General features: G+C 42.7%; 12 protein-coding genes. 9 read left to right on the forward strand and 3 right to left on the reverse strand.

Going from position 1 to position 12,823, the window contains the following annotated elements; translation table 11 throughout:
- From ACT3RN_RS10885 to ACT3RN_RS10905, 5 genes are all read left to right on the forward strand, one after another.
- The coding region (locus ACT3RN_RS10885) for an AAA family ATPase (protein ID WP_444518628.1) at positions 1-438 on the forward strand (438 nt) is incomplete at its 5' end.
- Positions 435-1,268 (forward strand): DUF4435 domain-containing protein, encoded by an 834-nt coding sequence (locus tag ACT3RN_RS10890; protein WP_192992325.1) that lies wholly within the window; start codon positions 435-437, stop codon positions 1,266-1,268. The genes ACT3RN_RS10885 and ACT3RN_RS10890, both read left to right, overlap by 4 nt.
- Positions 1,269-1,446: 178 nt before the next feature.
- Positions 1,447-2,745, forward strand: a complete 1,299-nt coding sequence (locus ACT3RN_RS10895; protein WP_192519961.1) for a VWA domain-containing protein — start codon at positions 1,447-1,449, stop codon at positions 2,743-2,745.
- Between the two features lie 244 nt (positions 2,746-2,989).
- Positions 2,990-3,424 (forward strand): YbaN family protein, encoded by a 435-nt coding sequence (locus ACT3RN_RS10900; RefSeq protein ID WP_192519962.1) that lies wholly within the window; start codon positions 2,990-2,992, stop codon positions 3,422-3,424.
- 233 nt (positions 3,425-3,657) lie between these two features.
- Positions 3,658-3,867 carry a cold-shock protein gene (locus tag ACT3RN_RS10905; RefSeq protein WP_045453470.1) on the forward strand — a complete coding sequence of 70 codons (210 nt, stop codon included), beginning with the start codon at positions 3,658-3,660 and terminating at the stop codon, positions 3,865-3,867.
- Positions 3,868-4,153: 286 nt separating this feature from the next.
- Here the strand turns inward: ACT3RN_RS10905 and ACT3RN_RS10910 are convergent, their stop codons facing one another.
- A complete protein-coding gene (locus tag ACT3RN_RS10910) occupies positions 4,154-5,236 on the reverse strand; it encodes a YeiH family protein (protein ID WP_192519963.1) in 1,083 nt (360 codons plus the stop codon).
- Between the two features lie 186 nt (positions 5,237-5,422).
- Here ACT3RN_RS10910 and ACT3RN_RS10915 point away from each other — a divergent pair, with 186 nt between their 5' ends.
- A complete protein-coding gene (locus ACT3RN_RS10915) occupies positions 5,423-6,358 on the forward strand; it encodes a LysR substrate-binding domain-containing protein (RefSeq protein ID WP_192519964.1) in 936 nt (311 codons plus the stop codon).
- Between the two features lie 160 nt (positions 6,359-6,518).
- Here the strand turns inward: ACT3RN_RS10915 and ACT3RN_RS10920 are convergent, their stop codons facing one another.
- A complete protein-coding gene (locus ACT3RN_RS10920) occupies positions 6,519-6,980 on the reverse strand; it encodes a universal stress protein (RefSeq protein ID WP_192519965.1) in 462 nt (153 codons plus the stop codon).
- Between the two features lie 441 nt (positions 6,981-7,421).
- Between ACT3RN_RS10920 and ACT3RN_RS10925 the strand changes: the two genes are divergently transcribed.
- On the forward strand, positions 7,422-10,499 hold the full coding sequence (locus tag ACT3RN_RS10925) for an insulinase family protein (RefSeq protein WP_192519966.1): 3,078 nt from the start codon (positions 7,422-7,424) through the stop codon (positions 10,497-10,499).
- Positions 10,500-10,641: 142 nt separating this feature from the next.
- Positions 10,642-11,088, forward strand: a complete 447-nt coding sequence (locus ACT3RN_RS10930) for a hypothetical protein (RefSeq protein ID WP_192519967.1) — start codon at positions 10,642-10,644, stop codon at positions 11,086-11,088.
- 66 nt (positions 11,089-11,154) lie between these two features.
- Here the strand turns inward: ACT3RN_RS10930 and ACT3RN_RS10935 are convergent, their stop codons facing one another.
- Positions 11,155-11,718, reverse strand: coding sequence for an NUDIX hydrolase (locus ACT3RN_RS10935; RefSeq protein ID WP_192519968.1), 564 nt, complete (start codon positions 11,716-11,718; stop codon positions 11,155-11,157).
- A gap of 338 nt (positions 11,719-12,056) precedes the next feature.
- Here ACT3RN_RS10935 and ACT3RN_RS10940 point away from each other — a divergent pair, with 338 nt between their 5' ends.
- Positions 12,057-12,797 carry an NUDIX hydrolase gene (locus ACT3RN_RS10940; protein ID WP_192519969.1) on the forward strand — a complete coding sequence of 247 codons (741 nt, stop codon included), beginning with the start codon at positions 12,057-12,059 and terminating at the stop codon, positions 12,795-12,797.
- The last annotated feature ends 26 nt before the right edge of the window (positions 12,798-12,823 follow it).

Consider the following 12,823-nt stretch of genomic DNA (forward strand, 5'->3'; position numbering starts at 1 on the left):
TCAAGCTTTGATGATATTTATGAAAAAATTAATACCTTCGTTGAAGTACTTAATAGAAAGTTAATATTTAAAAAAGTTAAAGTAAACTCTCGTCGAGGTTTTTACTTCGTGAGGTTAGACAGTAATATGGAGGCATGCGATGGTGAAGAAAAATTACTCAGTCTTTCTAAGCTTTCTTCTGGTGAACAACATCAAGTAGTTCTCTTGTATCAATTAATTTTTAACACCGAGCCACAAACTCTTGTTTTGATAGATGAGCCAGAAATTTCACTACATGTTGTTTGGCAAAAGCAGTTCATGGAAGACCTAGTAGAAGTTTCTAAAATCAATAATATAAAATCAATAATTGCTACTCACTCCCCTCAGATAATTGGAGATAAGTGGAACTCTACAATAGATTTGGCTGACCTGAGAGAACAAGAGGTAATGGATCAATGAGTTTGTTAAAACACTTTTCATCAGATCCTAATGCAGTTATCAATGATTTTAGAATGAGTGTCTCTCATCCTCAATACGAAAGAATAACCTTATATGTTGAAGGTCAGTCTGACATAATGCTTTTTAGGAATATAGTAAACGAAGATATAATAAAGTTAATACCACTCGAGGGTAAGAAAAATGTAATTGATGTTATGAAAGGTTTATATAGTGACTACTCGGATAGAGTATATGCTGTATGCGATGCTGACTTCGATCATATCAAGGGAGAGGCACAAACCCATCTAGCATACGGGGTTCTAGTTACAGATTATCATGATATAGAAATTATGATGTTATTTTCTTCAGCTTTCACAAAAATTATTAATCAGAAAGCTATAAATAATAATATAGATTTTTCTAATAAGATGTTGACAGAGGTTATTAGTGCATGTGAAGTTATAGGAACTCTTAGGCTCATTAATTTGGACAATAATTTTGGACTGAGATTTAAAGCGCTGACATTTAGTGACTTTATTGTTTTTGAAAATAAATGCTTATCTATCAATATAGATTTTTTATTAGATAAACTACTTGCTTCATCTTCTACTTCGGTCAACAAACAAACTTTAATTAATTTATATGATCAATATTCCTCTTCAAATTACGACAATAAACAATTGTGTTGTGGTCATGATTGCAGTAATGTCTTAGCAGTTTACTTACGTGAATCTGATAATATCCAAGGTAATAGATTTAATAGAGATAGAGTTGAAAAGGATTTGATGCTAGCTTTTGATGAACATAGCAAATACTCTATATTTAATAGTATTATACAGCTTGCATCATAATTATATATATTCTAAATATATAGTTAGAGGCGTACCAACTTGGAGCAGTGTAAGAATAATTGCCACATTCTATTATTACTAAGTAAAAAACCGCCACAGCAAACACTGTAGCGGTTTTTTAATTTCAGTAATTAGTCTATTATCTCTAAAGGAATAACATTTTCACGTAAGGAACACCATGAATCATCTCACCGTCGGACAACGCGCGCCTTTAAGCAACCTCGCTATTGACGATACCGCACCTATCAAGCTCAAGTTCACTCGCCAAAGCCCAATAGAGATGGACATCAGCTGCTTTGGGTTAGACGCAGCTGGCAAACTGATCAATGATGATTACATGGTGTTTTATAATCAGCCAACCTCACCATGCGGGCAAATCAAGCTCACCCATTACGAGTCGCAGCCAACGGTGAGTAAAGGTATCCAAGCTGAGTTTGAAGTTAATTTATCCAAACTGGCGACTAATATAGACAGCTTGTTTTTTGTATTATCAGCCGACACACCGCTCAATCAAATTCAATCGTTGGAGATTGGCATTTGGCAACAGTCGCAAAAGGCACAGGCAGAGTATCAAGCAGCAGACTTTGCCCAGCAGCAAGCCAGTATGTTGATGCAACTTTATCGCAAAGGCGGTGTGTGGCGAGTATCTAACGTCGCGCAAGGCTTTAATGGTGGACTTGCCGCCATCGTCCAGCATTTCGGTGGTGATGTAGAAGAGGACACTACGCAAGCAGCAGACGTAACCGCCACACCAGTGCAAACAAAGCCGTCATTAGAAAAGGTCATGCTAGACAAAGCACCAAAACTGGTCAATTTGGCCAAAAAAGCCACGGTATCACTTGAGAAACGTCAATTGCAGCAATTAACCGCAAAGGTCGCGTTGGTGCTAGATGCATCAGGCTCAATGAACAGACAGTACAAAAAAGGCCGCGTGCAAGAAGTGGTTAATCGCATATTGCCATTGGCAGTGAACTTCGATGACGACCAAGCACTAGACTGCTGGGCGTTTGCTCGAGATCCACAGTACTTGGGTGAGATTGGGCTGAATAACTACGACGGTTTTGTTAAAAACGCTCATGGCGGCTGGCGCAAATGGAAACTTGGGCCGCGCATCAATAACGAAGCAGAGGTCATGAAAGCGGTGACGGAGTTTTATCAAAAAGATGGCTTGGATGTGCCTGTCTACGTACTATTTATCAGTGATGGCGGGGTGAATGACAATCGTGGTATCACCAGAGTTATGACGGAAGCGGCGAAACTTCCGATATTCTGGCAGTTTGTGGGCTTGGGTGGTCGTGGTTATGGCATCCTCAAAAAACTAGATGATATGGAAGGGCGCGTGATTGATAATTGTGATTTCTTTGAACTCGATGACTTGGATGATATCAGCGAAGAAGCCTTGTATGAAAACATGCTAGAGGAGTTCCCAAGCTGGCTAAAAGAAGCCAAGCAACTTGGTATAGTCAGTCCACTATAAAAGTATTATTGCCTCACCATACGATTGCCTTGTACTACTTTTAAATTGAACCGATCATATCGTGCAGCAATAATCTGATTATTTAATTTAAGCTAAATAAAAAACCGCTGACACTATAAGGTGAGCGGTTTTTTAGATCCATCGTTAACCAAATCTACTTATAATAAATAGCGGTTTTATAACAGACACAATACCTCTGTAGCTGTTATTCTCTATTACTATATCGTCTAATCGCATAACCTCTATGACCAAACCTAAAAAAACCTTTTATTATCGACCCAAGACCAACCAATCCACCAGTCCGACAGTGCGCTGGATATTTGTCATATTGGGTTGGTTGTTTTTTGTGTTGGGTATCATCGGAGCGTTATTGCCAGTGATGCCGACCGCGCCTTTTATCTTGTTGTCCGCAGGCTGCTGGGCGCGTAGCTCGCGGCGTTTTCATTTTTGGCTCATCAATCATAAATACTTTGGCAAATACGTCCGTGACTGGGAAGCGCACCGCGCCGTACCTTTATATGCCAAATGGCTAGCGACTATTATGATGACCATCTCAACATCCATGTTGTTTTATCGTTTACCTGCCGACATGATGTGGATGGCATGGTTAGTGGCAGCCATTTGTAGTGGGGTAGCGATATATTTATTCCGATTGCCCAATGCGTCAAAAATAGTGTGATTGGCGCAAAATAGCAGCGAAAAGCTGCCTTTCATTACACAAAACATGAGATAAGACTTGCGATGTGAGAATATTCGACTTATAATATGTCCAAGCTTAAGAGCAGTTCTGCACCAAATCATTACCTCGTAGTATTAGTTATAATCCTTCGTTTTAATATTTATCGTTCAGTAGCTATTTGCAAGCGTTACCGGTCACTAGACCATTAATAAATTTAAAAGTAGGATTATATTATGTCAGACGTTCAAAAAGGTACAGTTAAGTGGTTCAACGAAGCTAAAGGTTTTGGCTTTATCGCTCCAGAAACTGGCGCAGACGTTTTTGCTCATTACAGCGAAATCACTGGCTCAGGCTTCAAAACTTTGGCTGAAGGCCAAGAAGTTGAGTTCACTGTAACTCAAGGCCAAAAAGGCCCACAAGCACATAACATCGTTGCTATCTAATTTGTCTTTATAGACAGATAGATAAATAGATGTATAAAAAGCGAACCTTCGGGTTCGTTTTTTTTCGTCTATGATTTGATATAGTCAGTCCTAAATAAGAGAGATACAAGTATAGCTGTATTTATTTTATAGTGAATCGATCATATAGGCCGTTGAATATAAGTAGGTCGTTAAATATAAGTAAGCTGTTAAATATAAGAGCGACACAATAAAAAATACCCACGGCTATCAGAGTAGTCGTGGGTATTTTTATCGTTAGCGTGATGGCGATAGATAACGCAACATATCAAATTGAGCTAATACCAATATTAATCAGACCACCGCCTACTATTAACCAGCCAAACATAATGGCACCTAAGATTAGTGGTTTTACACCTGCTTGCTTGATCGCACCCAAATGTGTGGTTAGCCCAAGTGCAAACATGGCCATTGTCAGCAGTACATCATCAAGCATGACCATATTACGCTCAAACTCCGCAGACATTGGTACCCAGGTATGTAGGACAACGACCAAAATAAAGACAAAAGCAAACCAAGGCACTTTGACTTGTTGAATGCGGCTCATGACAGAGGGTTTGTTACCTTGATCGTTACTGCCTTTGGTCAACGCAAAAGATAAAACCAATAAGAACGGCGCGAGCATCATCACGCGTATCATTTTGGTCACGACCGCGGTATCGCCTACTTCGGTACTAACGGCATTACCTGCAACCACCACTTGTGCGACTTCATGGATAGATGAGCCAGTATAGATGCCGTATTGTTGGGCATTGAGCCATGGCTGTAACCAACCGAGATGGTACAAAAACGGATAAAGCAGCATAGCAATGGTGCCAAAGACCACGACCGTAGCCACAGCGATAGTGACTTTGTGCGCTTCGGCCTTGACCACTGGCTCTGCGGCGATAACAGCTGCTGCCCCGCAAATACTCGCGCCTGCACCAATCAATAACGTCGTTTGTTTATCGACTTTGAGCCATTTTGTACCTAACCAATAAGTGATTAAAAAAGTCGAGGTCAGCACCAGTGCGTCGGTCATAATCGCTGGCATACCGACGCTAGATACTTGTGTCAGTGTCAGTTTAAAGCCATAAAATATGATGGCGAGACGCAGTATTTGACCTTTGGCAAATGTCACGCCCACATGTAGCTGCTCAGCGAAACTAGAATAAACGGTATTGCCCAATATCATACCGAACAAAATCGCGAGCGTTAACGACGACAGTCCAACAATCCGTCCACTGGTCCAGCTGTCTAAGCTGCTGTTTAGCCACAAACAAAACAAGCTACCGACAAACACCACTATCAAACCTGCGAAATGGCGATTGGTTGGGAAGTAGTTGGTCACTGTTTTGGTTAAGGCGTGCATGACGAAGTGTCCTATTGTCCATAATCGAAATAAGCATAAGCTTATGAATAGACAGTATAAGATAAGCTGTTTTATAATAAAAACAGATTAATAAGATAAAAACTATCGATTTTTTGGGTTAATAGTGCAAGTTTAGGTTAATAGTACAAATTTGGGTCAGTAGTGCAAAATAGGATGGAGGCAGATATGAGAAAAGCCACACAGGTGTTACCGAAAATCACGCTGAAGCAGCTTTCTGTGTTTGTCAGTATTTATCAAACAGGTAGTACCAGTCGCGCCAGTGAGGAGCTGCATTTATCGCAATCAGCCGTCAGTAGCGCATTGAGCGAGCTTGAATCAAGGCTACAAATGCCATTGTTTGAACGAGTCGGGCGCAGGCTCAATCAGCATCCCAATGCCCATGCCATTTATGTCCAAGCGCAAGCGATCTTAGGGCAAGCATTGACACTGGAGCATTATCATAAGCACCAAGCAGGGCAGATTCATATTGGTGCCAGTACCACTATTGGCAATTACGTATTGCCGCCATTACTGGCTGAGCTGTATCAAGCCCTGCCAAATGCGAATATAAATACCTATATTGCCAATACTCAAGAGGTCGTCGCTGAGGTCGAGCAACTCAATATTGATATCGCTCTAGTCGAAGGGATGCCGCGCCCAACAGATATGAAGGCCATTGAGCAGCGAGAATGGCGAACAGATGCCTTGATAGTTTTTGCCAAGCGTGACAGTCAGTGGCTAAAAGATAAAGTGGCGTACAACGATAGGGATAACTGTTATGAGCTGAGTATGGAGCAACTGGCGCAGTTGCCATTGTTAGTGCGAGAGGCTGGGTCAGGCACGCGGCAAATTATCGACGAGCAGTTGCTTAAGTACTTACCGGATGCGCATATTATCATGGCGATTCAGCAGTCAGAAGCCATCAAGCATATGGTCAGTGCCGATATTGGGCTTGGTTGTCTATCGCAGTATGTCATCGAACCAGAGCTGGCGGCAGGCACATTGGTACAAGTGAAAGTAGCAGGAATCGATCTGTCGCGGACGTGGTGGTTGGTCTGGCATAAAGCCCGTCATCAGAGCCCCATTTGGCAAATGTTTATTGATATTTTGACATCAGAGTAAGGCCCAAAGCGTTAAAGGCAGACCATAAAAAGCCTCGCATCGCAGCTTGCTATAAAGCTAGTAGCTTGCCATGCAAGGCTTTGTTCAGAGCTGGTTTAATATAAGTCTATTGTTTTAAATTTACGAGCTGAACCTGAAACAAGCCGCTTGGAAACATAAACTACTTGGAAACAGGCTTATCCAGTCTGACGACCAAGCTATCACATGGTACGTTTGGCAGGATGTTATCTGCAGTAGCACCGCTTAGCCAAGCAGATATACCATGACGCTCGTGACGACCAATGACCAATAAATCAACGTCGTGTTTATGACAGTAATTGACGATGCCTTCACTGTTTGAAATGGCTGTTGTCACTTCAGAGTTGACAGCGGTTAATTGGTTGCGCTCCAAAAACTGAGCCAGTTTGGCTCGGGCTTCTTGACAGCGCTCATCGTCAATTTCATCGTATAAGCTAGAGGCAGGCACTAGCTCATAGCCAAAGCCAACCATGGTATCTTTTACGATATGTAGTACTGATAACCTAGAGCCAGGACGATTATCGACGATACGTTTGGCTTTTTGGGCAACCAAGTCGGCATCGGATAATAAATCAGTAACCAGTAAGATATGTTGATAACTCATGAGAGACTCCTCGTAGCAAGTAGTATTAACTATAGCACTACCAATGGCTGCTGTTAAGTTTGCTTTGTTAAAAAAGGCTGTCTTTAACATTTGTTTTTTTGGGTTTTCTATCTTTATCACGTCGGGATTTTTATCATGATAGTTGCTTGACTTATGGCAGTGTCAGCCCCATCTATTTCCGTTAGGCAAATTCTTTTTAATTGATACAGTTGTCATTTCTCATAATGTATCGGTATATGCCATTAAATTTGAATATTACTCATAAGTTAAGCACCATACGCACCATACTTTTATATGAACGCCATATAAAGACGACACTACAATAAGTATTACATTCACTATTTATCTATTGTTTACCCTGATTTTGTTTTATTGCTGGTGGCCTCATTGATAGGCTAGTGGCATATTGCGATAAACATGGGGCTATCCATAAGGACAATTATGACCGACACGTTATTTACTGCTGATCTAACTTTGCACCCTGCATTTGAATTGATTGAACACCGTCATATTGACGCGCTATCGATGGATGTATTGATCAGCCAACATGTTAAGACAGGCGCTATGCACTATCACTTGGCGCATCCGAGCGATGAAAATGCTTTTTTGGTTGGCTTTCGCACGCAGCCAATGGACTCAAAAGGTGAGGCGCATATTTTAGAGCACGTGGCGCTATGTGGCTCTGAAAAATTCCCCGTTCGCGATCCGTTTTTTTCGATGATTAAACGCTCATTGAATACCTTTATGAATGCGATGACGGCGGCGGATTGGACAGCATATCCGTATGCGACACAAAACAAAAATGACTATTTTAATCTGCTATCTGTCTACCTAGATGCGTCATTCTTTCCTAATATTCATCCGCTTGATTTTGCCCAAGAAGGCATTCGTGTTGAGCTGGACGAAGATGATAAGCCGCAGTTTAAGGGTATCGTCTTTAATGAGATGAAAGGGGCGATGAGCGGTGAGATTGATCAGCTGTATCATACGGTCGCGCATCATTTATTTCCAACGACCACTTATCATTATAATTCAGGTGGCGATCCTGCCGACATCCCAGACTTGACTCACCCTGAGTTGGTTGAGTTTCATCAGAGCCATTATCATCCATCAAACAGTGTGATTATGAGCTTTGGTAATATTCCAGTTGCTGAAACCCAAGCAAAGATTCATGAAGATGCTTTGACTCAGTTTGAAGCAGGCAAAAAGCACGTATCGCGTCCAGAGCAGCGTTTGTCTGCGCCGATCAGTGCCACTGATACTTATACGGCTGACGAAGCAGGCCCGGACCAAACCCATCACGTGTTGGCGTGGTTGTTACCATCGATTACCGATCCCAAGCAGCGTTTGGCATTACGTTTATTAGAAGGTGTGTTGATCGAGCATGCTGGCTCACCGCTGCGTGCTTATTTGGACAGTCACCCACTGGGTAAAGCGCCAAGCCCGCTACTAGGACTGGATGACAGTCATTACGAAATGGTCTTTTATACAGGTCTACGCGGCTCTAACCCTGAGCATGCCGAAGCGGTAGAACAGGGTATTCTTGATTTGCTCACAGAAGTGGCTAGCTCGCCAGTCGATGATGAAACCATCGAAACCATCTTGCACCAGATTGAGATTGATCAACGTCATATCGGCGGCGATAGTATTCCTTATGGTTTAAACCTCATGCTAGAAGGCTTCAGTACCGCTATTCATGACGGCAATCCTATCGATGTGTGGCAGGTGGACGAGCATCTGCAGTGGCTACGTGAGCAAGTCAAAGATGCACAGTGGCTACCGAATTTAATCAAAACCCATCTGTTAGACAATCAGCATCGTGTCCGTGTCACCTTGACTCCTGATAGTGAAAAGACTGCTCGTTTGGCTGCCGCTGAGCAGACGCGTCTCGATACCATTGCGATGGATCTGACCGCTGATGATAAAGCCATCTTAAAGCAACAAGCCTTAGATTTGGCAGCACGTCAGGCAGCACCTGATGATTTGAGTCTACTGCCAAAAGTCGGTCTAGAAGATGTACCAACGGATATTAGCTTTAAACAAGGCACGCAAAAGCAGGTCAGTCTAAGCGGGCGAGACAGCACGTTATTTGAATATGAAGCGGGTACCAATGGTATCTATTACTATCAAGTTATCATACCGTTGACCGATGCGATTGGTCAGGGTGATAGTGATGAGCTGCCAGTCAATGAAGTGATTAACCATCCACTACTGCCTATTTATTTAAGTCTGTTATCAGAGCTAGGTACAGACTCGCTCAGCGCCCATGAAATGCAGGCCAAACAAGCAGCGCATTCATCAGGGGTGACCGCTCGTATTAGCCAGCGTACCAATATTGATGATAGCCAAGCGATTAGCAGCTATTTCGTCGTGGCAACGCGTGCGCTGAACCGCAAGCCTGAAGCGATTGATTTGCTCAAAGAAGTCATGGAGCACAGTATCTTTACTGAGCATGGCCGTATCAAAGAAATTTTGCAACAGCGTCAAGCAGGTTGGCAGTCGAACCTAGCGGGTTCAGGGCATTCTTATGCGATGCAAACGGCCAGTCGCGGTATGAGTCGCCAAGCGCAATTAGAATACGTACGCAGCGGTTTGCCAGCATTGAACGCCTTAAAAGACTTTTTGACGCATGCAAGTCATGACGATGCACAGTGGGATGCACTGGCCACTAGCTTGATGGGTTTACATCAGCGTTTGATCAGCTTGCCTAAACATGCGGTTATTATCTGCGAATCTGAGCAAAGCGAACGTTTGAGCAGCTTAATTGTCGATAGCTGGAGTGACAGTCAAGCGCCAAATATTGCAGAGCAACTCAGCAACTCTGAGGCGACTATTGATTCCAATATTCCAAGTGAGTTTGCAAGCTTGCAACTGGATACAGCGCTAAATGGCGAGAAAGATACTGTCAAAGCGCTAGAAAGCGGTGTGGCGCTCGAGGTTGAAGATCTAGCATGGTTAGTGCCGACCAACGTCTATCATAATGCCAGTGCCTATACTGTACCAGCCGCTACGCATCCTGATACGGCAGCACTGATGGTATTAGCGCCTTACTTGCGTAATGGTTACCTGCACAGTGCCATTCGTGAGCGCGGCGGTGCTTATGGTGGCGGGGCAGGTTATGATGCCAATGCTTGTGCCTTTAAGTTCTTTAGCTACCGTGATCCGCAGTGTGCTGAGACCTTTGCACACTTTGATGCCAGTATCGAATGGTTATTGAATGAGCCACAAACCGATGAGCAATTAGAAGAAGCAATCTTGGGTATTATCTCAGGTATGGATAAGCCGGGCTCTCCAGCAGGTGAAGCTGTCAAAGCGTGTTTCGCTAACTTGCATCATCGCGGTGTAGAGTGGCAGCGTAAAATGCGCGCGTCGATATTGGCCGTGACGGTGGCTGATTTACAGCGCGTTGCTAAGCAATATCTACAAGGACAGGATCACGTACGTGCAGTATTAGCCCCTTATGATAAAGAAGAGGCGGTAAAAGCGTTAGGCTTTAATGTCTGTAAAATAAAGAGCTAATAGTGCTTGTTAGATAGAGCCAAATCTTGATAATGAGTATTAAAAAAGCAGACAATAATGAATTATTGTCTGCTTTTATTTTGGTTGTAAATAACTTAAGATGGGGCTATTTTTTATTAGCAGTTAATCAATAGGAACCGACTTGGCAAATAAACATGATTTGCACATCGAAGCGTGCACGGCATCTTTTTTACACTTATTGGGTTACGCTCTGCCTTACAGCCTGAGTTATGTCTTGCTGGTTTATTTTTTAACTATATTAGGCTTTCAGTTAGATATTTTTCTCTTAATCTTATTTACGATTTTTATTTTAAGCTTTGCGACGACTACTGTTTTTTATAAACGCCAACATAGGCTTTTACAGACAACAGAATGTAATCGCATGGCGCTGTTATCGGCAATACTGCTACTGATAATGGCTATAGTGCTTATGACACAGTTTTTTGGAGGGCTTGAATTTACTTGGTCAGAGCTTAGTATGGTTGGTTTTCAAAGCTTTATTGCTATCGCAGGTGTGTTGCTCTTCATCGTAAACTATATTCTAATTTTCTTTAGCCTTTGGTTGATACAGCGCTATTGGCGGCGTTAGGCCTAAAATCTCAATATACAAAAGAGCCACTGCTTTTATAAGATAGTGGCTCTTTTTTGGGTTAATCTAGTAACGTTTGATACTTTGCTCTTTACCGACATAATCCTGATGGACAGGGAAGTCAGCATGGTCATTGAATTGCTTACGGTCTTCAAAATAGCTTTTGAGAGTACGGCGTATCGCTTCAAAGGCAATGCTGTCCCAAGGAATATCCTCTTCGGCAAACAGTGCAGAATCAAGACTTTCAGAGCCAATTCCATAAGCACCGTCTTTGAGTTCGGCTAAATAGATAGAGTATATCTGTCCAATATCTGGAATATCATACAGGCAATATAAGTGCGGATTGACAACGACGGCTTCGGCCTCTTCAAAGCTCTCACGTGCCGCACCTTCAGCCATAGTTTCGCCATTTTCCATAAAGCCTGCGGGCAAGGTCCATAAGCCATATTGCGGCTCAATCGCACGGCGACATAACAGTACTTTATTATCATGAATGACTAGTGAGCCGCAGATCACTTTTGGGTTTTCATAATGGATATAGTGGCACTTTGGGCACACCAAACGCGGCATATTATCCGTGGCTGGTATTTTTTGTTCTGCTTCATGGCCGCATTGGAGACAATAGCGCATACATCAACTGCCTTATATAATAAGAATGAAAAAGAGGAATATTGAAAATATCCGTGATTATTTAATAATTTATGATTCTTGTAGGGTGCGGATATGGCTTAGATAGCCCACCCGCTATATAGCTGTCACAGCCTTGTCTTTACTTCCTTGTACTTATATATCGACCTTGTTTCGCTTAGTTAGGCCCGATTATAGTAATAGTTATTATGCATAACATAGCATAGTTTTTTATCACACTAGCAGTAATAATAGAGCATCACGCTTGCAATCGATTAATTTTGCTATGCTTTTTAGGGTATATTAAAGCGTTATACTGATAAAATTATAGGGCATTTATAATGTTACTTCCTTCTCAGTCTGTAAGTTTTGATGAATTGTCAGTCGCTGTGCCTGCCCTTATTCGTTATCCGACACTCAGAAAGCTGGCTGAGCGGGTACAGCATGAAACCCTCAATGGAATCATGAGCAGCTCGGCCATGAATGACACTGATCACATGTCTCAGAGCGTCCGAGTTTTGGACAGCTTGTATCAGACATCGATTGCCGATGCCTCTGTACTGGTCGCCATCACTCATGAGCGGCATCCCAAGCTGCTACTGACACTTCGTGCAGCGCACATGAATAGCCATGCAGGTGAGGTATCTTGTGCAGGTGGTAAGTATGAGATAGGCGATGGTAATAATGTGGTCACTGCTGTGCGTGAGGCTTGTGAGGAGACGGCATTACCACCCGATAAAGTACAGCTGCTTGGTCAACTACCGATTCAGACTTCTAAGAGCGGTATGAGTGTCAGACCTATCGTGGCACTTATTGCGCCGGATTTAATCTTAGTGCCGGAGATTGGTGAAATATCCCGTATTTTTTGGGCAGATTTTGAGTCGCTAGTGACGCAGCCTACTGTAGAGTATGAGGTGGAGTATACGATGCAAAATGAAAAGGCAACTCTACTCACGCCCAGTTGGCAAATCGATGGTGAGACGGTATGGGGGTTGACGGGGCGAGTGATTGCTAGCTTATTAGAAACTGGGTTTGATCGGCAGCTTGAATGGTACTACCGTGTGCAAGATACGCGGTTATAGTGCATCCTATATCAATTGATTATTTT

The organism is Psychrobacter sp. AOP5-GZ1-6, assembly GCF_052376345.1.
Classification (GTDB): domain Bacteria; phylum Pseudomonadota; class Gammaproteobacteria; order Pseudomonadales; family Moraxellaceae; genus Psychrobacter.

Bases quoted from the DNA above. Each gene is read 5' to 3' on its own strand.
- ACT3RN_RS10890 (WP_192992325.1), top strand. From the start codon at position 435: ATGAGTTTGTTAAAACACTTTTCATCAGATCCTAATGCAGTTATCAAT.
- ACT3RN_RS10895 (WP_192519961.1), top strand. From the start codon at position 1,447: ATGAATCATCTCACCGTCGGACAACGCGCGCCTTTAAGCAACCTCGCT.
- ACT3RN_RS10900 (WP_192519962.1), top strand. From the start codon at position 2,990: ATGACCAAACCTAAAAAAACCTTTTATTATCGACCCAAGACCAACCAA.
- ACT3RN_RS10905 (WP_045453470.1), top strand. From the start codon at position 3,658: ATGTCAGACGTTCAAAAAGGTACAGTTAAGTGGTTCAACGAAGCTAAA.
- ACT3RN_RS10910 (WP_192519963.1), bottom strand. From the start codon at position 5,236: ATGCACGCCTTAACCAAAACAGTGACCAACTACTTCCCAACCAATCGC.
- ACT3RN_RS10915 (WP_192519964.1), top strand. From the start codon at position 5,423: ATGAGAAAAGCCACACAGGTGTTACCGAAAATCACGCTGAAGCAGCTT.
- ACT3RN_RS10920 (WP_192519965.1), bottom strand. From the start codon at position 6,980: ATGAGTTATCAACATATCTTACTGGTTACTGATTTATTATCCGATGCC.
- ACT3RN_RS10925 (WP_192519966.1), top strand. From the start codon at position 7,422: ATGACCGACACGTTATTTACTGCTGATCTAACTTTGCACCCTGCATTT.
- ACT3RN_RS10935 (WP_192519968.1), bottom strand. From the start codon at position 11,718: ATGCGCTATTGTCTCCAATGCGGCCATGAAGCAGAACAAAAAATACCA.
- ACT3RN_RS10940 (WP_192519969.1), top strand. From the start codon at position 12,057: ATGTTACTTCCTTCTCAGTCTGTAAGTTTTGATGAATTGTCAGTCGCT.